Raw genomic sequence first — 25,244 nt, forward strand, 5'->3', positions numbered from 1 at the left:
GGGCCGGGCGGACCGCCGGGGGGTCATTTACGGCCGGGCGTCCAGTTCATGCCCCACCCGTAGGCGTAGTCGATGGTGCGCTGCGGGCTCACTCCTCGCTCGGGGACGAGATAGCGGGCCTCGCGCTGCACCGTGAGGTCTCCCCCGTTGTTGGTCAGGAGCGCCAGTGCGCAGACGGTGGACGGGACGGTGCATTCGTCGAGCGAGAAGTCGATCGGTGCGCCGTGCTGGGGCTGGAGAGTGACGGTCGCGTGGAGATCGGCGAAACTCCGGGCGCCTTCATAGATGGTGACGAAGATCAGGACGCGTCGGAGCTTGTTCTTGTGGTCGAGGTTGACGGTGAGGTTCTCGCCGGTGGCGACGGCGCCGGTGCGGTCGTCCCCGTCGAGATGGATATAAGGAGGGTGCTGGAGTGCGCCGAACGCGTTTCCCAGCGCCTGCACGACTCCCTTGCGGCCGTCGGTCAGTTCGTAGAGAGCGCAGAGATCGAGATCGAGGTCCGCGTGGTTGGCGACCGCTCTGCCGAGTTTGCTTCCCCAGCCCTTGAACTGTTTGCGTACTTCCCAGTTGAGATTGACGCGAAGCGCTCCCGAAGTGCCGCCCTGTTTGGCGAGGGAGACCGACGGCGCGTCCTTGGTGAGTGTCACCTTGGACAGGCGGACGGGCGCGGTGGCAGGGGGTGCGGAAGGCACCGGCGGTGCCATCGGCGGTGCGGGCGGGACCGGTGGCAGGCGGTCGACCCGCGTTGTGCTCACAGGCTGTTGAGGCCTCTGGGGCTGGTGATACGGCTGAGTCCGCTGGGCCTGCTGTGGTTCATCGACGGAAATACCGAAGTCGGTCGCGAGGCCTTCGAGGCCGGTGTCGTATCCCTGGCCGACGGCGCGGAATTTCCAGGCGCCCTGGCGCCGGTAGAGCTCCCCGAGAATGAACGCGGTCTCGACCGTCGCGTCCGCGCTGTCGAAGCGCGCGATCTCCCGGCCGCTCGCCGCGTCCGTGATCCGTACGTACAGCCCGGCCACCCGGCCGAAGGTGCCGCCGTCCGCGGAGGCCGCCAGGACCACGCGGTCGATGGCCGGCTCGACGCGGGCCAGGTCGACCGCGAGGTTGTCCGTCATCCCGCCGCCGGCGGTCCGCTTGCCCTCGTGGCGCACCGCACCGGATGCGTGGGAGGGCTGGTTGTAGAAGACGAAGTCGGCGTCGCTGCGCACCTTTCCCGACACGAGAAGGAGCGCCGAGCCATCGACATCCGGTGTCCCCGGGGAGGCGCGCCACCCCAATTCGACCCGCACGGCCTGAGCCGCCACCGGAACATTGGCTCCTTTTAGCATGGTCATGCTCGCCCCCATCGCGAGTCCGGCTGCCCGAAAACTTTTCCCCGCCAACCTAATCCCCCGGACCGTCACAGGGGTCGGGGACGTCCGGTCCCGGTCCCGCGATCCCCCGGTAACCTCCTGTGAACTTGCCCATTACACGATCTGAGCGCCTTCGGGCGCCCTTTTCAGCAGTACGGCCCCTGGGCGACAGCGGCGAGCACCTGGCTCCGTTGGAGCGAGCGAGGTATCCGGGCCGAGGGCATGGAGCTGCTGGCCGGGGTCCAAGACTTCGGCCTGCTCGGGAGGAGTCATTTCATGCAGCCGCTCCCGGGCGATCCCGGCGAGCGTCTGAAGTGTCCGCCGTACGCCGACGAGTTCGACGTCATGACGCCGGTGTGCCGCGAGTGCCCCGACGACCGGCTCGCCGGACTCCAGCAGGCTCTCGGCAACGCCATCGGGCAGCCAGCGCAGGAGGAAGAGGTTTCCGCGCGGAAGGCCCGCCACGAGAACGCGAACGAACCACTGCCCGCGTCCTGGAGGCCGGTCCGGGAGTACTGCACCGTCCTCCCCGCGTCTCTGCTGGTTCGTGGCGACTGCCGGGCCGGCTGCCGCGGTCCCCGAGCCGGCCCGCATGCCCGGTCCCCACGAGAACGCGGACCCGGATCGCGCGCTGCGGCCTGTCTCGCGGGCCGCTGAAGGGCTGGCGCCTCCTGCGGAAGCTCCGCCGCAGCACCAACCGCATCACCGCAATCGTCCGGGCCGTTCCCGTCCTTCATCACGCGTCAGCATGAGATTGGAAAAGGCTCACTGAACTGCCTCACACAGCACGGCAACAGCTGTATTCCGTCGTGTGTGGATGAGCAGATGAGGGCGCAGTCGCGCCCGTCTCACGCCGTCGGCGTGAGACGGTACGGACGGAGCGAAGAGCGGTCGAGGCTGTTCCGCAATCCGCGGAACAGCCCTCAGCGTGCGGACCGTGCCCTCTTCCAAGACGGTCTCGGAACTCGACACCTCTGTCCGGGTAGCGGCCGGACCCCTGCATGACAGTCGGCCGGCGCCTCCAACGGTCAGCCCGCAAGAGGCTCGACGACGCACGACGGGGAAGCGGCTTCAGGAGCTGAACAGGCTGGGGTTCCTACGGACGAACGCGGCCACCCCTGAAGGAGGCCGCCCGGTGACCTGCTCGACCCCTTCCGCCTTGCGGTCGTATCGATTCTCCGCGTGAAGGCGAGCCATGGTGGTGATGTGCTGGAAGGCGTGTTCGGGCAGCCCCAACGGCCTGAGATCGTCGTCGATCCATTCCTGCAGGGGAACGTCGGTGTACCCGACCGGTCGGCCCAGGGCTGTGGAGACCTCCGCCGCCATGGCGGCGATGTCCTCCGAGCGCGGGCCGGTCAGCTCGTAGGTCCTGCCGATGCGGGGGGCCGGGTCGGCCAGGATCTCCTCCACGACCGCGGCGACGTCGCCGGCCGCCACAGGGGAGGTTTTCGCCTGGCCGAAGGGCAGTCTGATGGTCCCGTACTTCGCGACCGAGGAGAAGCCGGCACGGAACAGGGGGTTTTCCATGAACACGGTGGGCCTGATCTGGACAACGGGCAGGCCCGACCAGGCGAGAACCTGCTCCACCAGCCACTGCTGCCGCTGCTGCACGGACTCGAAGGTGCTGGTGAGGCCGATCTCGGCGACTGTCAACTGGGACATGTTCACGAACGCTTCCAGGCCTCCGTACGCACGCGCGACGGCCGCCACCGTCACCGCAGCCTGCAGATACTGCGCCGACACACCCATGCCGAAATACATGCGTTCACAGCCTGCCAGGGCATCGGCGACGTCGCCCGCGCGCGTCAGGTCTCCGACGACGACCTCGGCGCCGGTCGCGCGCAGCGCCTGCGCCCGCTCGTCGTCCCGACGCACCATGGCCCGGACGGGCAGGCCCCGTCGTCGAAGCCCTTCGGCCACGGATCGTCCGACGGCACCGACACTGCCCGCCGCGCCCGTCACCAGAATGGGCGGCACGCCGACCTCTCGGGTGCGGTTCATAGGGGCAGCCTGCGGTACCCACGACTGCGACGCAACTGGAGCCCGACGAACCTCGTACGCAGGCCCTATCGGTCGCATGACCGCACCGTGAAGAGGGCGGGACAGGGCGCGATACGGCCGGTCGTGGACAGGCGGCGCTGGTTTGGATTCGGACGGTGGCCATGGGGAGCAGGAGAGCACGAGGCTCGGTCTCGAACCGCTCCAGTTCCTCGGCCGAGACCGGATCCCGGTACTCGCGACCTGCCTGCCCGGCTCGGCATGGCCTTCCCGGCCCGCGGCTCGGCCGCCGCGCCGTCGACATCGACACCGCCAAGGACCTGGAGCGCGGCGCATGTCCGCTGCTGGCCTCCAGGGCTGAGTCATGGTCTCAAAGTCACTAAACTTGGCGAACAAGGCTGTGGCTCAACCTTCTGAAGGAGCGGAACATGAGCGAGCACAGCAGATTCCTGGAGCCGATCACCCGCGAGAACGTCGCCGTGGTCCTGGTAGACCACCAGGTGGGGTTGTTGTCCGGTGTCCGGGACATCTCGCTCGGCGAGCTGAAACACAACGTGGCGGCGCTGGCACGCGCGGCGACCGTACTGGGCATCCCGCTGGTGGTCACCACCACCGCGGCCGACAGCATGTGGGGGCCGACCGCCACCGAGCTGGTCCAGGCGCTGCCGGCCGGACAGAAGATCATCGACCGCAGCACTGTCAACGCCTGGCACGACGACCGCGTCCGCGGAGCCATCGAAGCCACTGGCCGACAGAAGCTGGTCTTCGCCGGGGTGTCGCTCGAAGTGTGCGCTGCGCTGCCTGCGATCTCCGCGACGGCTGCCGGCCACGACGCGTACGTCGCCGTGGACGCCTCCGGCACCTTCAGCCGGGCCAAGCGCGAGGCCGGACTGTTGCGGATGCAGCAGGCGGGCGTCATCGTCAGCGACTACGCCACCCTCATGGTCGAGGCCCTGGCCGACAACGCCGCCCCCGACTCCGGCGCCCTCTACGCCGCCCTCGACATGCCGTTCGCCGTCCTGGTCGACCAGATTTCCGCGGCCTACCACGCATAGTGTTACGGCCGCCGCGCCGACTCGGGCGGCAGGCCGCTTCCAGGCGTTCGCCGATGACCCACTTCGCCGGCGTGGGCGAGGACGGCGTACAACCGGCGCCCGGAGACGGCGTGTTCCCTGGCGATGCGGTGGCCCGGCTGGGCATCGGCAGGTTGCGCTTGAGACGGCCAGAGCCTCCCGCCGCCCGAGCGCCACTTCGCCCACCAGCCGTCAACCACGGCAATGGCCCTTCGTCTCGGCGCCCCGCAGCCCCCGTTGCTGAGACCGGCTCCTGGTTTTCCGAGTCAGGGAATCTCGACCTGAGTCAGCCGTGCTGGTGCTGGTGCTGGTGCTGGACGAGCGCGGGCGGTGTCCTGCTCATGTACCAACCCTCGACACGTGGTCCGACGAGGTCGGACGGCCAGCCTGCCGTCTCGACGGCGGCGTCGTAGACGGCGTCACCGAACGCCACAATGGCCTGGTGCGGGTCCGCTGTCTCCCTGAGCTTGGCCCACGGCAGACGAACCAGACCGGCGTCGGGATGCCAGGCGGCGCCCTCAACACCCCAGGACCGGCCCTCAAGACCGTCCGGCTGGGGCCAGATGTACGCGTACATGCCGACGTTCGGCGCCTTGGCATCCCCGAAGGAGAATCCCACCGACACGTACGCGTCGAGCTGGGCGTTCTGCATGAACGGCGGCCGGTGGGGCGGCGGCACGGTGGGCTGCGCCCGGAAACGTGTGGCGGACAGATCGAATCCGCCCCACATCACACCGACCCGGGGGCGGTGTCCCAGGAAGGGCGCCTGCCACGCCTCGAGCCCGTCAGCGGCGAGGTTCAACGCTGTCCACATCAGCCGGGCCGCGTGGCCGTCCCAGGTGCGTTCGACGTGATCGTCCTCGAAGCGCGGCGGGGCATCCGGAATCTCGCAGATCAACGAGCTGCGCGGTCGGTGTATGCCGAGCTCGTCCACCGCATCGCAGAAGGACGCATAGAACGTGGCGACCGATCCCTTGGACAGTGGCACCGTGCGCGAGCCATTGTCGGCCTCGATGACCACGCGTCCGTCGAGCAGGCTGTAGTGCACCGTGAAGGTCACGCCGCGCTGCCGAAGGGTTGGCGTACTGAGCCCCCTGGGGGTGACATCGAGGACGATGTTTCCCCAGCCGACTTCGAAGGGCTCGTCGAGGGTGTATTTACCTGCGACCTGTACCACCCGGTTGGCGTAGTCAACCATGGGCGCCAGGTCCTCATGGACCAACGTCGGCCACGCGTTGAGACGTTCGCTCACGGAGAGCCTCCCAGCGTGTCGATGGGATCAGAGGGAGGGGACGTCAAGTGATGCGCCCGCTCCCCCGTGCAGCAACGGGCGGGCCTCGGACACCGAACTGCGATCCAGTACCCAATTCTCACACTCAGGTCAGGCCTCTGCCCACTCGGTGGTGTCGGGCGTCCGACGTGCTGGGCCAGCAGCCAGGACCGGCCTTGGGGACCATCGGTACAGCCGTTGGCGCTAAGCCCTTGATCATGGTCGCTAGCTGCGGGTCTCCGCGTTCGGGTGTGCCTGGGCCTGGAGGCGTTCGCGCAGGTCGATCTCTTCGGGACGGCGAAGGTGAGCATGTCGTCGTCGATGACCTTCGGGCGTCCTCCGTGGTTGCCCTTGGATGCGGCGATGACCTGGCCTTCGAGGGTCTTCTCCCGGATGTAGTTGCGCTCGATCTGCCCGGCGACGGCGAGGACAGCGAAGAACATCGCGCCCATGCCGTTGGGGTCGTAGATGCCGGTGAGCGGGCCGGTGAGGAGTTCGAGCTGGATGCCGCCGGCCTGGAGTTCGGAGGACAGCGTCATCAGCTCGGCGGCGTTGCGGGCGAGGCGCTTGAGTTCGTGGACGGTGAAGATGACGGGGGTCTCGGGCGCGGCCTCCTTGAACTGGTGGGCCAGCGCGAGCGCCTTCTCCAGCTCGGGCCGGACCTTGACCCGGGTGCTGATTTGCCCGGAGAAGACTTTGTGGCACTCCGCCCGGCGGAGGGCTTCGAGCTGGCTCGCCAGTTCCTGCCGGGCGGTCGACGTGCGGGGGTATCCGATTCGCACCGGCCGCTCGGTGCGGGGCGCGGGCACCACCGCGAGCGCGGGCCCCTGCTTCCATGCGCGGCCGGGACCGCGGTCGGCGGGCACCGGGATCTCCAGTTCCTCGCGGAGCGCGGGAACGAGAACGAAGCGCGGGGTGTGGTACTTCGCGGCGGTCTTGCCGCCCCGGGTACGGCAGGCGCTGCCGACGGGCGCGTCACAGTTCGGGCAGTCGTGACGTTCCACCGCCAATGCGGCCTGATCGGGTGTCAAATCCATGACGGCAGTCCCTCAGAAGTGCCTCGCACGACGTGCGGGTTTCGAGAGGACTTTTGCAAATGGCCACCTGGTGAAACGTAACCGCTTCCAGCCCTCTCGCAGAACTCTCACAGATGACCACTGTGAGAAGTGGGGCCCAGGCGCGCACTCCCGGACGAGACGTATGCGAGGGAACGGCGCACCCCCGACGGAAGAAAAGTTAACCAAATGCTTGACTATTCGCTGCCGGCATCGAATAGTTAGGCGCATGCTTAACCAAGCTGATTCGTTGGACCGGGTGTTCCAAGCGCTGGCGGACGCGACTCGCCGGGACATCGTTGAGCGGTTGATCCGCGGGCCTGCCTCGGTCAGTGAGCTGGCCCGGCCGCTGGCCATGTCGCTGCCAGCGGTGATGCAGCACCTACAGGTACTGGAGGCGTGCGGACTGGTCCGGTCTGAGAAAGCCGGAAGGGTACGCACCTGCTACATCGAGCCGGGTGTGCTGCGAATGGCCGAGGACTGGATCGCTGCGCAGCGCACTGCCTGGGAACACCGCCTCGATCGCCTCGGCGACTACCTGACCGAACACTGCGACAGCCCAGATCAAGGGAGCACACAATGACCGATCACGTGGTCACGCATGCCACGTTCACCCTCGAACGCCTCTACGCGGCCTCACCGGCCACAGTGTTCGCCGCGTGGGCCGTGCCCGAAGCAAAGGCCCGCTGGTTCTCCGGCCTCGACGCCGAGCACGAGCTTGATTTCCGCGTCGGTGGGCGGGAGGTCAACCGCGGCCGCTCTGGCGGTGGGCCGGTGCTGACTTTCGAGTCCTGGTACCGCGACATCGTCCAGGACGAGCGGATCGTCTACACCTCCACTCTGTCCGAGGGGCAAGACCTTGCGACAGTGTCGCTGACGACGGTGGAGTTCCTCCCTGAGGGTGGTGGCACCCGGCTGCTGCTCACCGAGCAGAGCACCTTCCTCGACGGCCGCGAAGAACCAAGCTGGCGGGAGCAGGGCACCGGCAAGTGGCTTGACGCGCTCGCCGCCGAACTGCTGCGAAGCATCGAGCAACAGTGATGACCACGAGCAACCTTTCGCAGACTCGCCGTTGGCAGGTGCTGGCGCTGCTGGGCACGGCGTTCTTCATGACGATTCTGGACGGCACCAGCCTGCTCGCCGCTCTGCCCGCGATCGAAGGCCACCTTCGTCTGCACGGTCCTGCCATCCAATGGACCGTGACGGCCTACGCGCTGGCCTTCAGCGGGCTGCTGTTGTTATGCGGCCGCGCTGCGGATCTGCTGGGCCGTCGGCGTGTGTTCATCGCCGGGATGGTGCTGCGGGTCGTGGCCTCGCTGGCGTGCGGGCTCGCTCCATCCATCCAGGCCCTGGTGGCCGCTCGGGCGGTGCAGGGCGTCTCGGCCGCGATCATCGCTCCGGCCGCGTTGTCGATGGTCATGAACACTTTCCCCGAAGGGATCGAGCGGAACAAGGCGCTCGGTGTCTGGGGCGGCCTCGGCGGGTTCGGCGCCACCGCCGGTCTACTACTGGGCGGCATCATCACCGATATCTTCGGCTGGCAGTGGGTGTTCTGGGTCAACGTCCCGGTCGGGACCCTCGTGCTGGTGCTCGCCCCCGCCATGCTGCGCGAAAGCCGGGACCGGGCACGCTCCCGTTCCTTCGATATCCCTGGTGCGCTGACCATCGCCCCAGCACTGGTTCTGCTCGTATACGTGATCACCCGGGTGCCGACATCCGGGTGGGCGAATGGACAGAGCATCGGGCTACTGGCCGCCGTGGCCGTGCTGGTCTGGATGTTCATCCTGATAGAGAAGCGATCGGTGGCCCCGCTCGTTTCCTTTCAGTCGCTGCGCTCGCGCATGCTGATCGGCGGCAACCTCCTCCTGCTCATCGCCGGCATGACCGTCGACGGCATGCTCGTCACCCTCACCTCTTTCGTGCAGCAGGTGCTCGGCTGGCCGGCGGCGCAGTTCGGGCTGGCGGCCGCGATGATGACCGTCACCGCGGCCGCAGGCGCACTGCTGAGCCAACGGATCGTGCCCAGGCTCAGCCTGGGGCGGGTAGCTGCTGCCGGGACCGTCCTGCTCGGTTGTGGCTGCCTGCTGCTCACCCGCATACCGGCCGGTGGCCCGATGAGTCTTCTGCCGGCGGCCCTGTTCTTGTTCGGGGCGGGAATGGGCGCCGTCACGGTATGCGCACAGATCGCCGCGCTGACCGGCGTCACCGAAAAGGACTCAGGCCTGGCCGCCGGCCTCGCCGACACCTCCTTCGCCGTCGGCACCGCCCTCGGCACTGCCATCTGCACCAGCGTCGCTGCCGCCCGCACGTCCGCGATCGGTGGTCCGACACCGCTCGCACTCACCACCGGGCAGCATGCCGCGTTTGGGGCAGCTGGCGTCTTCGCCGCTCTCGCCTTGATCACCGCGTTGACGCTCCTCAGCAAGCGATCCGGCCTATCCCGCAGTGTGTCGGCAGACTCAAGCGAGAACGTATCTACCGGGGCACCGTCGACCTCACCTTGATCCACGGGACACACCCTTGGCTCGCTCCTGGCGTGATTCCTGTTCCGCATTCCGTGGCGGGCCGGACCCGAATCCGGCGACAAGGCCCCAGCCTCACCAGCGCCCCCTGCGCCGAGGTCCTCGGTGTCGCTGCGGGTGCGGACGGCACCCGGCTCACTCCTCCTCTCCGTCGTCATCGTCGAGGTCGACGGCGTCCGGGTCGCGCAGGGGCCGCAGGCCATCGACGGGCTGGGAGGCGGTGAAGTTGTAGCGGCCCAGGCAGTTCAGATTCTTGTGCTTGAGCGGGGACAGCCGGGCGATGTCCTCGTCCCTGATGTCGTGGCCCTCGGCGCGCAGCTGGGCGACGGCGGCGTCGATGTAGCGTGTCGTCCACAGGACTACCGCGTTCAGAACCATTCCCAGTGACCCTAGTTGATCCTCCATTCCGTCCCGGTAAGCCTGGTGGATGGTGCCCTTCTTGCCGTGGCAGATGTCGCGGGCGAGCTTGTGGCGGGACTCCTGGACGGTGAGCTGCTTGTGCATCTGGCGGCGACAGGTGTCGTCGACCGGGTCGACGACGGCGAGCAGGTGCAAGGTCTTGGCGATGCGCCCCGTACTCGGCGAACGCCTGCCCCAGCGGGGTCGGGTGGCCCTCTCGGCCGAACATCCGCAGCAAGTCGTAGGCGCGGACCTGGTTGGTGACCAGAGAGCCGGCCACCCGCAGCATGTCCGGCCGCGCGGTGAGCACCTTCTTCACTTTCACCTTGTTGCGCGCGATGGCCTCCAGCGGCCCGTACCCGCCCACCGTCTCGGCGCCGGGCATCTGGGCCTTCCAGAACCGCTGGTCCTGAAGGTCCTTGAAACACGGGGAGAAGCGGTAGCCGAGCATCTTGAAGATGCCGAACACCATGTCCGAGTAGGACGCGTTGTCAGTGGCAACCATCTCCGGCTTCACCCCGCCGTCCAGGTTCAGCAAAGCGTCCAGGATGAACAGCGAGTCGCGCGGGGTACCGGGCACCACCATCTGCCCGATCCCGATGACCTGGTCATTGAGCGATTGAACTGCGAAGACGCCCCCGGGTCGCATCTGATGCGAAATTCTCGCGTCAGATGCGATAGACGGAGAGTGATGGCGGATGGGTGGGAACGTTCTCGTTCCAGGATCTGCTCGGCTGCACCTGATTGACGGTCTGCCGTTGCTGCGGCCGGACGAGCAGGTCTGCGAGGCGACGATCAAGGGCTGGCGCAACCAGCAGCTCGCCTGGAATCTCTCGCCGGGGTACGTCAATGACCAGGAACGCACGGTGCGGGCCTTCATCCGGCATGCCGATGCGATGCCGTGGCAGTGGACGCCGTAGCACGTCGACGAGTGGTTGGCCGATCTGCGGGCCGTACACGGCTGCGTCCGCTCCACCCTGCGCAACTACCAGGGCTCCGTGCGTCAGTTCTGCGACTTCCTGGCCAACCCGGCCTACGGCTGGACCGACAAGTGCCTGCGGTACTTCGGGACCCACCCGGGCCAGGTGGTCTACGACTGGAACGCTGCGACGCACGCCGACGAGGCCGAGGGCGAGCCAGAACGCCGGGTCTTCACCCGGCCCGAGTTGGAGGCGTTCTTCGACCACGCCGACGAGGAAGTTCTGCGTGTTCGTGGCAAGGGCCGCAAGGGCTGGTTGCCGGCCTTCCGGGACGCCGCCTTGTTCAAGGTCGCGTATGCCTACGGCCTGCGACGCAACGAGACCCGGATGCTGGATCTCACCGACTTCGGCCGCAATCCGGAAGGCCGGGAGTTCGGTGAGTACGGCACCCTGCTGGTCCGGTACGGCAAGGCCAAGAAGAGGTCGCCGCCCAAGCGCCGCAGTGTGCTGACCGTCTGGCACTGGACACCCGGCACCGTCGAGGAGTGGGTCAGCGAGGTGCGGCCTGGAATGCGGCATTCGACCAGCCGGGCCCTCCGGCCGTCCGAGCGAAGCCCGCGGGTCGGGGTCCAACGCCTGGACTCCCGCTTCGCCGCCTACCGGGACGCCGTCGGCCTGGACCCCGCGCTGGAGTTCCACTCGCTACGCAGGTCCCACATCACCCACCTGATCGAGGACGGCCACGACCCGCTGTTCGTCCAGCAACAGGTCGGCCACGACCACGCCTCCACAACCGCGATCTACACATGCGTCTCCTCCGACTTCCGCACCCGCTCCCTGCGTCGCGTCCTGGACGCCACCATCGAGGCCGCTCTACGACCGGGAAGGACTTCCTGATGCCACGCCAGATCACCTACAGGTGGCGTCTGCGCGAGCTGATGGCCGCCCGCGGCATGTTCACCGTCGCCGAACTGATGCCGCACCTGACCGAACGCGGCATCACACTGTCCTCCTCCCAGGTCCACCGTCTGGTCTCCGGCACCCCGGAACGGCTGTCCCTGCCGGTGCCGGCCACCCTCTGCGACATCCTCGACTGCACACCCGCCGATCTGATCGCCACCTCGGCCCAGAACCTCCCCGTCCGTCGCGCCGCCGGCGAAGAGGCACCGGTCAACCTCGCTGCCCGACGCCCCACGCGGGTCCGGCTGACTCCCGAGGGCTGAGCGATGACGCCGGAAGAGTACGAGCGTTGGCATGTCCGGAACTGCGCACGCTGCGGCCGTCGGGCGGCGAAGTCGGCGGAATGGTCGGACGGCCCAATTTGCCGGACCTGCTACGACCGCGCGGTGCGCGTCCGCGGCTCCTGTCCCATCTGCCGAACCGACCGGCTACTACCCGGTCCGGTCACCGCCGGCAATTCGATCTGCCGCGACTGCGCGGGCATCACCCGTGACTTCTTCTGCGACCGTTGCGGTTTCGAGGGGCTCCTACTCGGCGGGCGCCTCTGCGAACGCTGCACCCTGGCCGACACCCTCACCCGCCGCCTCGACGACGGCTCCGGCCACGTCGCCCCTCCGCTGCAACCGCTGATCACCTCCCTGCTGGAGACGGACCGGCCCAAGAGCCGGCTGATTTGGCTCCGCAACCCGAACGTCGTCCGACTGCTGCGGGGCCTGGCCACCGGCACCATCCCGCTCACCCACGAAGGGCTGCACCATGAAGCACCCTGGCCAACCGTTGCCCACCTGCGCGACCTGCTGATGGACAGCGGCGTCCTGCCACGCATCGACCGTCAACTCCTGCTCTACCAGCGCTGGCCGACCGAACGAGTCGCCACCATCGAGGACCCCGAACACCACCGGCTTCTCCGGCACTTCGCCACCTGGCACCAGATGCGCCGACTACGGACCACGGCAGAGAAGGGGCCGCTGGGACGCTCCCGGACCCACCAGGCCAAACAGGAGGCCACCCAGGCCGGCGCCTTCCATATCTGGCTCGCCGACCGAGGTCGCACCATCGAGCACTGTCGGCAGGCTGACCTCGACGCCTGGCACACCGAGAAGCTAGCCGCCCGGCGCCCAGCCCAGACATTCCTTCGCTGGTGCATGAAGACGGGCCGGATGCCCGGCCTCACCCTCCACCCCAGGTCATCACCCAGGACCAGGCGCCACTGCACCAGCACCGCCGACTCGCCATGCTCCGGCGGGTCCTCAACGACGACTCCCTGCCTCTGCGGAGCCGCATCGTTGCCGCACTCGTTCTCCTCTGTGCCCAGCCCGTCAGCCGCATCGTTCGCCTCACCATCGACGACATCACCATCATCGCCGTCCGCCTGGGAGATCCACCGTCTCCCCTCCCGCAACCCATCGCCGAACTGATGCGGGACTATGTCCGCTCCCGCCAGCACCTGCCCTACGCCAGCAGCCGAAGCGCCCGATGGCTCTTCCCCGGCCGTCAGCCCGGTCAGCCTCCAGGCCCACCTGCGCGAGATCGGCGTCCCCCCGCAGCGCGGCAGGACTTCCGCGATCCGCCAACTCGTCCTCCAGGCCCCAGCGCCCGTCATCGCGAAGGCGCTCGGCTACCACGACAAGACCGCCACTCGGCTGGTCACCGAAGCCGGCGGAACCTGGAGCCGATACGCCCCTGGTGACCACGGCCGAACCTAATCCGAGAGGATCTCCAGGTGACTGATCACCCGCTTGCCTCCTCGTGGACCACCACTCGCAACCATCTCACCACAGCGATGTCCTGCCTTACCGAAACCGCAGAGATCGACCCAAGCGGCGTGCAGGAGTGGCTCGACCACAACGAACTGGGACTCGCCTTCGACGACCTTGTCGATCTGGGGCGTGATCGTGAGCTTCCGCTGGCCTTCTGGCAGCACCTCGACGAGGCAGCTCGTGAGATGAACCTCTACTCGGCCGCTCTCGACAAGCCGCATCTCACCTCAGCAGATCTCTGTCGTCGCCACATCGCAGCCGCATCTGAGAGCAACGACACACGTTGAGTGACTGAACTCCTGTCACGGGCATTGAATACACGACACCTCAACATGCGGGCCTACCAGTCCCATGGCCGAGGACGCGGTGGGTGTCCGAAAGCCCCACCCTTTTCGCCTGAGGGTCGAGCGCGGATCAGCGTCCGTCCGTATACATCGTGCTCGGGGGCCATATTGAAGAACTCGCCCTCGTGCAGTTCGTCGGGTCCCGCCGAACCATCAGGCAGCGGGTGTGGAAAGCCCGGCCGGGTGACATCGTTACTGATCCTCGGATCGGCGAGCACCTGTTGCACCTCGGCGTACCGTTTCACGACCCGCGCCGGCTGTCCGCTGGGCAGCGTCACGCGCGGGAGTGGCCCTACCTTCACGTAGCCGTGCGTATTCCGGAGAAGGAGGGGCGAGCCATTCTGCTCTGGTGGCCCCGGGCGACCGGGACCGGAACGACAGCCCGCATACGGACTACGACGGTGGGTTCCGCAAGTAGTCGTCGGCGGCGAGGTCGTCGTTGTCGTGGCCGACTGCGACGGCCGCTTCGAGGCGGCACCGGACGGCGGCGCGCTCGATGCAGTCCGGGTCAAAGGTCGGAAAAGCAGTCCACCTCATGCGCTCGTGCCTCTGCCCGCCGAGCGATTCGGCCTGGTCGACTACCTCACAGAACCGCGCCAGACCCTGCGACGAGCCCTGGAACCGGCCACCGACATCGCGCACAACGCGCCCCTGGCCGTATCAGCCGTCAAACTTGTCGTCAACGAACGGCGAGCGTTCAGCGGCCAGGACGCCTTCGTCGAGCAGGACCGGATCGTCGCACCGGTTCTGGCGTCCGACGACGCGCAGGAGGGCTCCCACGCCTGCACGGAAAGGCACCCACCGCATGGCGAGACTTGCTTGCCACCAGCCCCGCCCGACAGGTGCTTGTGGGCCCCGCGTGGGGCCGCCGCACAGGCACAGCCACCTCCGCACCGCAGGAAAGGGTGACCAACGATGACCGAGCAACCCACCGTCCGAAGCGTGACCTACGATCTGCTGCGGACTCTCCGCCTCACCACGGTCTTCGGCAATCCCGGCTCCACCGAGCAACCGTTTCTGCAGGATTTCCCGGCGGACTTCACGTACGTACTGGCACTGCAGGAGGCCTCCGTCATCGCGATGGCCGACGCCTTCGCGCAAGTCACCCGGCGCCCGGCACTGGTCAACCTGCACTCCGCGGCCGGTCCGGGTAACGCCATGGGAAACCTGATATCGGCCTACCGCGGGAACACTCCCCTGATCGTCACCTCGGGACAGCAGCACCGTGAACTGATGATCGGGGAACCATACTTGGGCAACCCGGAGTCCACCACGTTGCTGAAGCCATGGGTGAAGTGGTCCTACGAGCCGGCCCGCGCCCAGGATGTACCGGAGGCATTCATGCGGGCCTACTCGATCGCGCTGCAGCCACCGGCAGGACCGGTTCATCTGTCCATTCCCATGAACGACTGGAAGGAACCGCTGTCCGCTTTCACGCGTGTGCGGACGGTGAGCGACCGCGTCGCTCCCGACGCGGAGCGGCTGCACGGCTTCGCCGGTCGCATCTCCGCCAGCCGTCGTCCCGCGCTGGTCTTCGGGCCGGAGGTGGATCGCGCCGGCGGATGGGACGGGGCCGTGGCCCTGGCGGAGAAGCTGTGCGCGGCCGTCTACGGCGCCCCGCTCCTGGACCGCGCCTCCTTCCCGGAGGACCATCCCCTCTTCCGCGGTCCGCTCGGCATGTCGGCAAGGACCGTCGGCGACCGGCTGACCGGGCACGACCTGGTGGTCGTGATCGGCGCGGAGGTGTTCCGCTATTACCCCTACGCGCCCGGCGACTACCTCCCCGCAGGCACCGAACTGCTGCAGATCACCGCGGACCCCGACGTCGCCGCGGCTGCACGCGTGGGCGACAGCCTCATCGGTGATCCCAAGGCGGCGATCGAGCTGCTCCTGGACATGGTCGCGCAGGGATCCGCGCGGACCGCTCCGGAGCCGATGGCGCGGCCCCGTGAGCTGCCGCGGGTGCCGAACAGCCCGCTCACCCCACCGGAGGTCTACGCCACCCTGAGCAGGGTCCGGCCGCCCGACGCGGTCATCGCCAACGAATCGACCTCCACAATGGCACAGCAGGTCGAGTGGCTTCCCACGGTCAGGACCGGATCGTTCTTCGCCACGGCCAGCGGAGGGATCGGCTGGGGCACCCCGGCTGCGGTGGGGGTCGCGCTCGGCGACCGGGACAGGGGCGTCGAACGGCCGGTGATCGGCCTGATCGGCGACGGTTCCTTCCAGTACTCCGTGCAGGCCATCTGGACGGCGGCCCAGCACAACCTCCCGATCGTCTACGTGGTCATGCGCAACCAGGAGTACTCCATCCTCAAGTCGTTCGCGGTGCTGGAGGAGACTCCGGGCGTTCCGGGACTCGACCTGCCGGGGCTCGACATCGCCTCCGTGGCCCGCGGCTTCGGATGTCGTGGGGTCGACGTGGAGACCACCGAGGATCTGGAGCGGGAATTCAAGGCGGCCCTGACCGCCGGCACCACCACAGTCATCGTGGTGCCCACGCAACCCCAGAAAGCCATGTTGTAGGGCACGAGCCCACACGATCCGATCGTGACGCCTTCAAGCCGGTCTTCCAGGGCCCGGTGCGTCTGTCCCACGCCGTTGCCGGAAGGCCGGGCGAGGGCGCTCGGCTGCGTGCTCTCCGGATCCGTGGGCGAGCCGATCCCGGCCTTGCCGTTTCCCACGACGGCGCTCAGTGCGACCTCGGTCAGAAGCCGACGTCCCGGGCGCTGCCCCGGCTCGGTGAGCGAGGCGAAGAATTCGTAGACGCCGGTGCACGCCTCCAGGTCGAACGTGCGAGCCTGGCTGCAGGGCTTGCCGACCTCGCTGCACTCCAGTGCTGCCAGTTCGTCGCCGTGACTGCGGATCAGCTTCGCCGCCTTGCGCAGACAGGTGCTTCGTTCACGCGGGGTGGGCCGGCTCCAGGGGAGGAAGCCCTCGTGCGCGGCACGCACGGCGGCCCGTCCGGTCAAGGCGTGGCCGGACGGGCCAGGTCCCATTCCTGGGGCGGCGTCTGCGGGGGCGGGATCGCCGGGACAGTTGGGCAAGGCTGGAGAGGCAGGCAATATTTCCGGCACCGAACCCGAGCTCAGCCTCGTACCGACAGCCTCGCGGCGATGCGAGCAAGGTGATCGATGTGCTCGCTGCCGTGGCACCCGGCGTGCATGGGATCGACGACCAGATGTGTGGCGCCGGCTCCTGCCCACTTCTGGGCCCTGTTCTCGATCCCGTCGAGGCCGTACCGAAGCTCGACGGCACCCTCCAGGCCGATGTCGGAGGCCAGGCGGCCGACTCGCTCGGCGGAGGCGGCGATCACCTCGAACTTTCTGGGGACGTCCGGTTCGAATTCGCGGCCGTGGTACCAACCGTCGGCCATCCGGCCGATCCGGTCCAACACGATGTCGCTCCATCCGCCCATCCACACAGGGATCGGCTGCTGCGGCGGCCGTGGCTCGAGGCCCACGCCGACCACACGGTCGAACTCGCCGTCGACATCGATGACCTGGCGCGTCCACAACGCGCGGAGGATCGAAACCTGTTCCTCGATCCGTCGTCCGCGCGTCCGGAAGTCGGCCCCCATCGCTTCGTACTCGACCAGGTTCCAGCCCACGCCGATCCCGAGTCGCAACCGCCCGCCGGTGAGGATGTCGACCTGCGCGGCCTGCTTCGCGACGAGCGCCGTCTGCCGCTGCGGACAGACCAGTACACCGGTCGAAAAGCCGAGGTCCGGGCAGAGGGCAGAGAGGTGGGCGATAGTCGTCAGTGGCTCATGGAACTCCGTGTTCACCGAGTAGGCCGACGCCGTCCGTTGTGCGCCGGCCGGGAATCCAGCGCCGTAGTCGGGCCGCGAATCCGGGTCCACACCCACTACGTGGTCGTTCACCACGATGTAGGAGAAGCCGACATCGGCCGCCTGCAGGGCCCAATCGCGCACTACTGCGCGATCCGAACCGATCTCCTGTGAGGGAAACCTGACGCCTGTCAACATGGGCCCTCCTGGAATACTTCGTCGTGGAGACATGCACGCCGCCGCAATGAGCAAACGGCGATGTGAGACCGTCGGCCCGTCCGGTCCCTCGCGGACCGCGGTCGGCCAAGGCCCTGACCGTTCGGATAAGACTGCCAACTCCCGCGGCACGGCTACTCCGAGAATGGGCATACGAAGATGCCCATGCCGTGTACACGGCAATCAATGCCGCCCAGTGTGACGCGCGTTCGCCCCACGGCCGAGGCGTCCCGAACGGACACCGGTCACCGCCACGATGGGCCCAGCACCCCAGGGGGGATATTCAGGCACTTGACCCGCATCAGTTTCGCTGAGCATCCATAATAGCGGGCGGAGGACCCCATCTACCGCGCCCGGCAACAGGCTGGACAACGTGTCCGCCATCAGGCCTATCAGTTCCGCAACCCGCTGCTTGCCGATGCTGGACCGCCTCGGCCACGAATCAGCAGCCATCGCCGGACTGTGCCGAGCGTGGGCAGCCGGCGCCAACGGCGAGTCGGGATTGGTCGCTGAGCAGGGAGCGCAGCAGCGCGAGCCCGCCTGAGCCGCTCCCGTCCTCCAGGTGTCACGGCAGATACCTTCTGGTGCACGGCAGATACCTTCTGGTGCGCTGTGTCGTGCACGACCTGCGTCCGGTGGCGCACGTGGCCAAGGAACTGGGCGTCTCGCGGCAGTGCGCGCACCGGTAGGTGGCGCGTTTCCGGGCCGAGGGCCGGCGGAAACGGTGCTGCCGGAGTGAGTGGTACCCCGCGCCACTGCCCGGTCCGGCTCGGAGAAGAGCCCGGCGGCGGCCCGTCGCGTCACCACGCGCGGCATTCGGGCGAAGCGCCGGTGCGTCAGCGGGGCGGTACGCCCCTCCCCGGCAAGCACATTCGGAGCCGCCCCGACCGTGTCGGCTCCCGTGAGCGTGCTGTCGATCGTGTGGTGGAACTGTCCCATGGAGTGCAGCCACTCCTCGGAGATCACGCCGAGCCTCGCCGCACTCGGCGACCAACTCGTGGTGAGCACGGGTGTACTCACGGAACTCGGGGTACTCGCTGAACAGGACGAGGACGTGAGGCAAAGGGACACCGTCGTTCCAGATCTCGCGGGGCGAAGAAAATCTCCACAGGCGTGCTCATGGAACCCTCCAACGGAAAAGCCCCCGCTGCCAACGAAAGCTTTATCGATGTCTTAGCAGGTCAGGCGGACAGAATCAGCGTAAAACGGATGACCCCAAGATTGGGACTCCCCAACCAGCACATCGTGGGCTTAACTTAGGTGTCATGACCTCCCCCCGCTCCACCTACGGCGGCGGCTACTACGCCGCACCGTCGTTCCCCGACACTCCGATCTACGACTCCCTGGTCGCGGAGCGGGGCACCCCTCAGATCGCTCCGATCCGAGTGCCTGCCGCCTATGACACCGGCAACAGCTACCTGCCGGCGCTCCCGGCGGCGCTGCCGGCGCTTCCCGCGGCACCTTCCCAGCCCGGTCCGTCGTACGGCTACCAGCAGCCGCCGGCCCAGCAGGGTTACGCGCCGATGCAGCCCGCGCCGTTGCAGCACGCGCAGTTGCAGCACGCCCCGGCGCCGTACATCCCGCAGCAGCCGACCGCGGCCCGTGGCGGGTATCAGCCGCCCCATCCGCAGCAACAGCAGCGGCCCGCGCCGGGCACGGGCTACGAGGCGATGCGTCCGGCGTCACCGCGCCCGGCCCCGGCGCCCTCGCCCTACGAGGACCCGTACAACCGCCCGTACCAGGGCCGGGGGTACTGAGCCGACGATCACGCACGGTCGCGCGAAGTCGTCGTCGAGCCATGGGGACTCGACGGCGACTTCGGCGTTCCCGCACCGGACGGACCGTCAGTCCGGCCCGGTGGGCGGGAACTCACGTGGGTGGTCCGTGCGTTGACCGGGGTGAAGTTGCTCTCTCTTCGCTCCTTCCGCGCGCGAAGCATGCCGTATCAGGCTAAGACGGATACGGAAGGGGGTGCAGGACTGTGCGAGCGGTTACGGGTGTGTGGCGCTGGCGGCACAATCCCCTGCGCCGCGCCACTGACCGGCGCGAGGCATGGGTGGCTCTTGTCGCGTTGCTCCTCATGGTGCTGGCGGCGCCGGCACTGGGCTGGGTGTGCGGGGCGCACACCGACGACGCCCTGCAGAAATCGGTACGGGCCCAGCGGGCCGGGCGTCATGCCACCACCGCGGTCGTGGTGCGGCGGTCGCCACGAGCGCCGCGCGTCGTCGCCGATCCCGAGATTTCCTCGGAGCGCGGCTCGCAGACCTCGGTGGTGGCGCGCTGGAAGGCCCCGGACGGCACGAACCGCCGCGGCACCGTGACGACCTCCTCCCGGAAGACCGGACCCGGTGCCGAGGTGGAGATCTGGACGGACCTCGACGGCCGCCCCGTATCGCGCCCCATGGACGCTCCGACCGCCCGCACCCACGCCGTGCTGGCCGGGTTCGGGGCGATGCTGCTCACCCTCGGACTGATCGAGGGCGTCCGACAACTGATCGTCCGGCACATGGTGCGGGGGCGGTACACCCGGATCGACCGGGACTGGGCCGAGACCGGTCCGGACTGGGGCAGGACCGGGACCGGCAGCTGATCAGCTGCTGATCGGGTCAACTCCCGCCCGCCGCGCGCGCTACGGTGGACCGGCCCGCCCGCTTTCCCGGTGGGCGGTCCCGGGGATTCGCCGCTGCCGCAAGGCCGGTGACACGGGCATCACGCACGCACGAGGTGGGGGCACAACAGCGCCATGGCACAGGGCACGGTCCAGGTGACGCACACCGGCACATCGCGGTGGCGGCGCCGCACAGGCGAATACGCCTCCCTCACCGCAGCCCTGGAGGCCGCGGCCGACGGCGATGTCCTCACCATCGCACCGGGCACCTACCGGGAGAATCTGATCCTGCACCGCGCGGTGACCCTGCGCGGGCCCGAGGGCTCCGTCGGTTCCGTGCGGATCGCGCCGGCCGACGGCGTGCCGCTCACCATCCGCGCCTCCGCCGTCGTCTCGGACCTCCATGTGGAGGGCCAGGACTCGACGGCCCCCGCGCTGCTGGTCGAGGACGGCGCAGCGGAGATCGCGGACCTGCGGATCGTCACCCGTTCCGCCGCCGGGATCGAGGTGCGCGGCACGGCCCGGCCGACCGTGCGCCGCTGCACGGTCGACAACCCCGCCGGGGTCGGCATCGCCGTACTCGACGGCGCGGGCGGCGTGTTCGAGGAGTGCGAGGTCGTCTCCGCCGGGCAGTCCGGCGTCTCGGTGCGCGACGGCGCGCATCCGCGGCTTGATCGCTGCCGGATCCACCACGCGTCGGGCGCGGGTCTGAGCGTCACCGGAGAGGGCAGTGCCCTTGAGGGTGTCGGCTGCGAGGTGTACGAGATCAAGGGCAGCGGGATACAGGTGACCGCCCGCGCGGCCGCCCACCTCACCGACTGCACGGTGCACCGCACTTCGGCGGACGGCGTCACGCTCGACACCGACGCCGTGCTGACGCTCGCCGACTGCGACATCCACGACATCCCGGAGAACGCGGTGGATCTGCGCTCCCGTTCGGTCCTCACCCTGACCCGCTCCACGGTGCGCCGCTTCGGCCGCAACGGCCTCTCGGTCTGGGATCCAGGCACCCGTGTCGACGCCAACCAGTGCGAGATCCACGACAGTACGGGCGACTATCCGGCGGTCTGGGTGAGCGACGGGGCGACCGTGATACTGGACTCCTGCCGGGTCCACGACGTGCCGGACGCCATCTTCGTCCTCGACCGGGGCTCGCGCGCCGATGTCGTCGACAGCGATCTGTCCCAGGTCCGCAACACCGCGGTGTCGGTGAGTGACGGGGCGACCGCGCAGCTGGACGACTGCCGCATCCGTGAGACGTCCACCGGTGCCTGGTTCCGCGACCACGGCAGCGGAGGCACGCTGAACAACTGCACCATCGACACGGCACAGACCGGAGTGATCGTCACCAAGGGCGCCGACCCGACGATCGAGCGCTGCACGGTCACCTCGCCCGCCGAGGCCGGCTTCTACGTCTCCGCCGAGGGCCGCGGCACGTTCGACAGTTGCCGGGTCACCGGCAGCGACGGCTATGGCTTCCATGTGATGGACGGTTGCCGTACGACGCTGACCCGTTGCCGGACCGAGCGGTGCGCACGCGGTGGATACGAGTTCGCCGAGCCGCCCGCCGCGCACGGTGACGGCCAGGGAACCGGCCCCGTCGTGGAGAACTGCACGAGCGACGAGAGCGCGCTGCGCGCCCCCGCTCCCCCGGCGCCCACCGTGCTGACGGCGACCCAGTCGGCCCCCGGGCTGCTGGGCGGGGTCCCCGGGCAGCGTGCCGTCGAGCCCGCCCCGGCCGAGACGCCCGCCATCGAGCCGGCGCGCGCGTCGGACGCGGTGCTCGGGGAGTTGGACGCACTGGTGGGCCTGGACAGCGTCAAGCGGGAGGTGCGCGCCCTCACCGACATGATCGAGGTGGGCCGCCGGCGCCAGGAGGCCGGGCTCAAGGCCGCGTCGGTCCGGCGCCACCTCGTCTTCACCGGCTCCCCCGGCACCGGCAAGACCACCGTGGCCCGGCTGTACGGCGAGATCCTCGCCTCGCTCGGGGTACTGGAACGGGGCCATCTGATCGAGGTGTCCCGCGTCGATCTGGTCGGTGAGCACATCGGCTCGACCGCCATCCGTACGCAGGAGGCCTTCGACCGGGCGCGCGGCGGGGTGCTGTTCGTCGACGAGGCGTACGCCCTGTCGCCCGAGGACTCCGGCCGGGACTTCGGCCGGGAGGCGATCGACACGCTGGTGAAGCTGATGGAGGACCACCGGGACGCGGTGGTCGTCATCGTCGCCGGTTACACCCACGAGATGGAGCGGTTCCTCACCGTCAACCCCGGGGTGGCGTCCCGTTTCTCCCGGACCATCACCTTCAGCGACTACGAGCCCGCCGAGCTGCTGCGGATCGTCGGGCAGCAGGCCGACGAGCACGAGTACAGCCTGGCCTCCGGGACCGGGGAGGCGCTGCTGAAGTACTTCACCGAGCTGCCCAAGGGCCCGGCATTCGGCAACGGCCGCACCGCGCGCCAGACCTTCGAGTCGATGGTGGAGCGGCACGCGGGACGGGTCGCCCAGCTCGCCGAGCCGAGCACGGACGACCTCACCCTGCTCTACCCCGAGGACTTGCCGGAACTGCCCTGACTCCGCAGGGCCTCGGAGCCGTCCTCCCCGCCGGCCTGGCGGGGCAGGACCGGGTCGAGCCGCTCCAGCAGCGCGGCCCGTTCCTGGGCGAAGACCGGGTCGGCCTGGTAGTCCGAGTGCCCCAGAACGGCTTCGGGCAGCGGATGTTCGGGGGTCCGCCCGTAGACCAGAGGGTCCTTCAGCGGGCCGCGGTCCACCTCGGGCCCGGGTCCCACGTCGAGCCGGACCCGGCCTCCGATGGGGTCGGTGGCCCGCCACAGATTGCGCCAGCAGTGCACGGACCGGTGCAGCGCGTGCAGCGGTCCCGGGCCGAAGTAGGCCGGGAACCAGCGGCCGTACAGTCGCTCGATCGGCGAGCCGTAGGTGAGCAGGGCGACCCGGCTCCGGGTGTGGGCGGGCAGCTGCCAGACCGCTGACGCCGCGAGGACGCTGCCCTGGGAGTGCCCGGAGATGACGAGCCTGCCGCGGGTGAGTCCGGTCCAGCCGGACATCCGTGACGCCAGGTCGGGGACGGCACGCTCGGCGTAGCAGGGCGGTGCGAAGGGGTGGGCGGCGCGCGGCCAGAACGTACCGACGTCCCAGAGGATGCCGATGGTGCGCCGGGCCGAGGCGTCGCGGTAGGCGCGGCGGCCCCAGGTGACGAAGAGTATGAAGCCGAGTCCGACCATCCAGGAGCCGGTCGACTGGGCGGCCTGGGCGACGGACTCGATGAACGGGCCGTTGCCCTTCATCGCGAGACCGGGCACCTCTCCGCTCACCCAGGCCCCACAGACCGCCGCCGCGCCGAGCAGCAGGGTGGCGCCGCAGACCGGGCCGAGGATCCAGGGCGCGGAGTCGGTGAGGGCGGCCGTGGCCCGGATCCGGGCGATCTGCCGGGTCCGGGCGGGGTCCGGCCGTTCCTCCTCGTACTCCTGGTCGATACGGGGCTCCAGGGCGCGGGCGGCCAGCCAGGTCCGCACGAGCAGCAGGAGTGCGGGGACGGCCAGCAGCACCAGGAGCACGGGGATGACGGAGGCCTGCCAGCTGAGCAGCACCGGCGGTCCCTCGATGACGGAGCTCCTGCCCATGCCGGGGGTGCCGGGGCCGTCGAGCCAGTCGGCGACGCGCTGGGAGACCCCGCCGCTCATGACGCCGCCGAGGGCGCAGGCGAGCATCGCGACCACGGGCCCGCCGAGTCCGTACATGACGGTGCGGGGTTCGGGGGTCCTGCGGTACAGGCTCAGCGACACCACGGCGAGCACGACGACGAGTACCCCCTGGCCGAGGGTGATGACGCTGAAGGCGAGGTCGCCGGGCAGGGCACCCGCGGAGACCCAGTCGGGACGGGACCAGGCGGTGTACGCCGCGGCGAGGACGAGCAGGGCCAGGGCCGCGCCGGGCAGATAGGTGATGAGGGCACGGTCGAGGCGGTTGTCGAGACGTCGTTCGCTGCGGCCGCGGCGGCAGACCACCCAGAGCACGACGATGCCGCCCAGGACCAGTGCCGCCTCGATCAGCCGGCCGAGGATGCCGGGCACGGGGCCGTCGGCGGCGCGGTCGTGGTGGGCGGCTGCGCCCGCGACCGACGCGGCGACGGTCAGGAATCCGGCGGCGGTGTGGGCGGCGCGCAGCCGGGCGACCAGGCGGCGGCCGTACCAGAATCCGGGCCGGCCGAGGGCGGGGCGGCCGACGGGCGCGGTGCCGGTGGTGTCCGGTGCGGGGGCGGGCGCCGGGTCGAGGTCGTCGTCGTCCGGTTCGGTTCCGGTGAGCGGGCGCTGTGATTCGTACGCGCTCCAGGTCCGGTTGGACAGGAACCAGAGGAGCACCACCAGGGCGGTGGGCACCAGGGCGGCGAGGGCGAGTCTGCGGCCCGGCTGGGACCACCAGCCGCCCTGAGCCGTGGACAGGAAGCCGAGCCAGGACCGCTGGTTCGAGCAGTCCGGCACGCCCGCGCACTGCCAGGCCGTCAGATCGAGCGCGACCTCGCAGGCCGCCGCGGTCAGCAGGACCGTGAGGCTGAGCGCGACGAGCCGGACGAGGACGCCGTACAGGCGCACCGCGCGGGTGCGGGACCGGGCGGTGGGGCGCATCCAGTGGGCGAGGTTGACCACCATGAACGGGAGCAGCAGCAGCCACAGGGCGCGGGAGCCGTTGCCGGAGGTCAGGTTGGACCAGCAGTAGGCCTCGGGGATGGGCCGGTCGCGGTACCGCTCCGGGTGCTGTTCGGCGTCCGTGTCCTCGGCCCGCCGGTAGATGGCGGCGGTGGCGTCGCCGGTGAGGCGGACCGTACGCGGATCGTCGAGCATCTCCTGGGGCGTGGCGCCGCCCACGCCGTGGACCAGCAATTCCAGCGCGGGCCCCGGACTCTGCGGGGCCTGGGTGGCAGGTGGCACTGGAGTGACTCGCTCTCTCGTTTGTGGGGGG

At 69.2% G+C, this 25,244-nt stretch carries 22 protein-coding genes and 3 pseudogenes; 16 read left to right on the top strand and 9 right to left on the bottom strand.

The features are described from left to right. Positions 1-23: 23 nt before the first annotated feature. Complete coding sequence (locus tag ACFV8T_RS30745; RefSeq protein WP_385333995.1) at positions 24-1,346, bottom strand: TerD family protein; 1,323 nt, start codon at positions 1,344-1,346, stop codon at positions 24-26. 282 nt (positions 1,347-1,628) lie between these two features. Here ACFV8T_RS30745 and ACFV8T_RS30750 point away from each other — a divergent pair, with 282 nt between their 5' ends. Further along, entirely contained in the window at positions 1,629-2,009 is a 381-nt protein-coding gene (locus ACFV8T_RS30750) for a hypothetical protein (RefSeq protein WP_385333998.1), read from the top strand. Positions 2,010-2,423: 414 nt separating this feature from the next. Here ACFV8T_RS30750 and ACFV8T_RS30755 read toward each other — a convergent pair whose 3' ends face one another. Continuing rightward, entirely contained in the window at positions 2,424-3,353 is a 930-nt protein-coding gene (locus ACFV8T_RS30755) for an NAD(P)H-binding protein (RefSeq protein WP_385334001.1), read from the bottom strand. A 425-nt stretch (positions 3,354-3,778) separates the two neighbouring features. Between ACFV8T_RS30755 and ACFV8T_RS30760 the strand changes: the two genes are divergently transcribed. Next, complete coding sequence (locus ACFV8T_RS30760; RefSeq protein ID WP_385334003.1) at positions 3,779-4,405, top strand: isochorismatase family protein; 627 nt, start codon at positions 3,779-3,781, stop codon at positions 4,403-4,405. Between the two features lie 304 nt (positions 4,406-4,709). On the opposite strand, the gene ACFV8T_RS30765 is transcribed toward ACFV8T_RS30760, so the two are convergent. Both ACFV8T_RS30765 and ACFV8T_RS30770 read right to left on the bottom strand, forming a co-directional pair. Next, a complete protein-coding gene (locus ACFV8T_RS30765; RefSeq protein WP_385334006.1) occupies positions 4,710-5,675 on the bottom strand; it encodes a DUF5996 family protein in 966 nt (321 codons plus the stop codon). Further along, complete coding sequence (locus ACFV8T_RS30770; RefSeq protein ID WP_385334008.1) at positions 5,672-6,730, bottom strand: recombinase family protein; 1,059 nt, start codon at positions 6,728-6,730, stop codon at positions 5,672-5,674. Before ACFV8T_RS30770 ends, ACFV8T_RS30765 begins: the two co-directional genes overlap by 4 nt. A gap of 247 nt (positions 6,731-6,977) precedes the next feature. Here ACFV8T_RS30770 and ACFV8T_RS30775 point away from each other — a divergent pair, with 247 nt between their 5' ends. Genes ACFV8T_RS30775 through ACFV8T_RS30785 form a run of 3 tightly spaced genes read left to right on the top strand, consistent with a single transcriptional unit; the run spans position 6,978 to position 9,252 of the window. Further along, complete coding sequence (locus ACFV8T_RS30775) at positions 6,978-7,331, top strand: ArsR/SmtB family transcription factor (protein ID WP_385334011.1); 354 nt, start codon at positions 6,978-6,980, stop codon at positions 7,329-7,331. Further along, a complete protein-coding gene (locus ACFV8T_RS30780) occupies positions 7,328-7,789 on the top strand; it encodes an SRPBCC family protein (protein ID WP_385334013.1) in 462 nt (153 codons plus the stop codon). Before ACFV8T_RS30775 ends, ACFV8T_RS30780 begins: the two co-directional genes overlap by 4 nt. Continuing rightward, positions 7,789-9,252 (top strand): MFS transporter, encoded by a 1,464-nt coding sequence (locus ACFV8T_RS30785; RefSeq protein ID WP_385334016.1) that lies wholly within the window; start codon positions 7,789-7,791, stop codon positions 9,250-9,252. The genes ACFV8T_RS30780 and ACFV8T_RS30785 overlap by 1 nt, the downstream gene beginning before the upstream one ends. A gap of 153 nt (positions 9,253-9,405) precedes the next feature. Here the strand turns inward: ACFV8T_RS30785 and ACFV8T_RS30790 are convergent. Beyond that, positions 9,406-10,315: pseudogene (locus ACFV8T_RS30790) on the bottom strand (Tn3 family transposase); the annotation flags it as partial. Positions 10,316-10,427: 112 nt separating this feature from the next. On the opposite strand from ACFV8T_RS30790, the gene ACFV8T_RS30795 reads away from it, so the two are divergent. From ACFV8T_RS30795 to ACFV8T_RS30820, 6 genes are all read left to right on the top strand, one after another. After that, positions 10,428-10,589, top strand: a complete 162-nt coding sequence (locus ACFV8T_RS30795; RefSeq protein WP_385334019.1) for a hypothetical protein — start codon at positions 10,428-10,430, stop codon at positions 10,587-10,589. Positions 10,590-10,604: 15 nt separating this feature from the next. After that, positions 10,605-11,486 (top strand): tyrosine-type recombinase/integrase, encoded by an 882-nt coding sequence (locus tag ACFV8T_RS30800; protein WP_385334022.1) that lies wholly within the window; start codon positions 10,605-10,607, stop codon positions 11,484-11,486. Continuing rightward, positions 11,486-11,812: a helix-turn-helix domain-containing protein gene (locus tag ACFV8T_RS30805; RefSeq protein ID WP_385334025.1), complete on the top strand. Its 327-nt coding sequence runs from the start codon at positions 11,486-11,488 to the stop codon at positions 11,810-11,812. The genes ACFV8T_RS30800 and ACFV8T_RS30805 overlap by 1 nt, the downstream gene beginning before the upstream one ends. Positions 11,813-11,935: 123 nt before the next feature. Next, positions 11,936-12,967 (top strand): hypothetical protein, encoded by a 1,032-nt coding sequence (locus ACFV8T_RS30810; RefSeq protein ID WP_385334027.1) that lies wholly within the window; start codon positions 11,936-11,938, stop codon positions 12,965-12,967. Between the two features lie 9 nt (positions 12,968-12,976). Then, on the top strand, positions 12,977-13,255 hold the full coding sequence (locus ACFV8T_RS30815) for a hypothetical protein (protein ID WP_385334030.1): 279 nt from the start codon (positions 12,977-12,979) through the stop codon (positions 13,253-13,255). 17 nt (positions 13,256-13,272) lie between these two features. Continuing rightward, complete coding sequence (locus ACFV8T_RS30820; RefSeq protein ID WP_385334032.1) at positions 13,273-13,596, top strand: MafI family immunity protein; 324 nt, start codon at positions 13,273-13,275, stop codon at positions 13,594-13,596. 450 nt (positions 13,597-14,046) lie between these two features. Here the strand turns inward: ACFV8T_RS30820 and ACFV8T_RS30825 are convergent, their stop codons facing one another. After that, the gene (locus ACFV8T_RS30825; protein WP_385334035.1) at positions 14,047-14,295 is read right to left on the bottom strand and encodes a hypothetical protein; all 249 of its coding nucleotides are present in this window, start codon (positions 14,293-14,295) and stop codon (positions 14,047-14,049) included. 273 nt (positions 14,296-14,568) lie between these two features. Between ACFV8T_RS30825 and mdlC the strand changes: the two genes are divergently transcribed. Next, positions 14,569-16,179, top strand: a complete 1,611-nt coding sequence (gene mdlC, locus ACFV8T_RS30830; RefSeq protein ID WP_385334038.1) for a benzoylformate decarboxylase — start codon at positions 14,569-14,571, stop codon at positions 16,177-16,179. Positions 16,180-16,403: 224 nt separating this feature from the next. On the opposite strand, the pseudogene ACFV8T_RS30835 reads toward mdlC, so the two are convergent. Together ACFV8T_RS30835 and ACFV8T_RS30840 are read right to left on the bottom strand one after the other, a co-directional pair. Next, a pseudogene (locus ACFV8T_RS30835) lies at positions 16,404-16,652 on the bottom strand (aldehyde dehydrogenase family protein); the annotation flags it as partial. A gap of 89 nt (positions 16,653-16,741) precedes the next feature. Then, a complete protein-coding gene (locus tag ACFV8T_RS30840; RefSeq protein WP_385334041.1) occupies positions 16,742-17,641 on the bottom strand; it encodes a TIGR03619 family F420-dependent LLM class oxidoreductase in 900 nt (299 codons plus the stop codon). Positions 17,642-18,240: 599 nt separating this feature from the next. Between ACFV8T_RS30840 and ACFV8T_RS30845 the strand changes: the two are divergent. The 4 genes and pseudogenes from ACFV8T_RS30845 to ACFV8T_RS30860 form a co-directional block, all read left to right on the top strand. After that, a pseudogene (locus ACFV8T_RS30845) lies at positions 18,241-18,345 on the top strand (IS481 family transposase); the annotation flags it as partial. A gap of 579 nt (positions 18,346-18,924) precedes the next feature. Further along, a complete protein-coding gene (locus tag ACFV8T_RS30850) occupies positions 18,925-19,416 on the top strand; it encodes a DUF6643 family protein (RefSeq protein WP_385334043.1) in 492 nt (163 codons plus the stop codon). 224 nt (positions 19,417-19,640) lie between these two features. Further along, positions 19,641-20,249: a hypothetical protein gene (locus ACFV8T_RS30855; RefSeq protein ID WP_385334046.1), complete on the top strand. Its 609-nt coding sequence runs from the start codon at positions 19,641-19,643 to the stop codon at positions 20,247-20,249. Positions 20,250-20,402: 153 nt separating this feature from the next. Continuing rightward, a complete protein-coding gene (locus tag ACFV8T_RS30860; RefSeq protein ID WP_385334049.1) occupies positions 20,403-22,841 on the top strand; it encodes a right-handed parallel beta-helix repeat-containing protein in 2,439 nt (812 codons plus the stop codon). Here the strand turns inward: ACFV8T_RS30860 and ACFV8T_RS30865 are convergent. Further along, positions 22,811-25,213 (bottom strand): hypothetical protein, encoded by a 2,403-nt coding sequence (locus ACFV8T_RS30865; protein WP_385334052.1) that lies wholly within the window; start codon positions 25,211-25,213, stop codon positions 22,811-22,813. The two genes, ACFV8T_RS30860 and ACFV8T_RS30865, sit on opposite strands and share 31 nt — an antisense overlap. Positions 25,214-25,244: the final 31 nt, after the last annotated feature.

The organism is Streptomyces sp. NPDC059832 (assembly GCF_042731715.1).
In the GTDB taxonomy this organism is placed as follows: domain Bacteria; phylum Actinomycetota; class Actinomycetes; order Streptomycetales; family Streptomycetaceae; genus Streptomyces.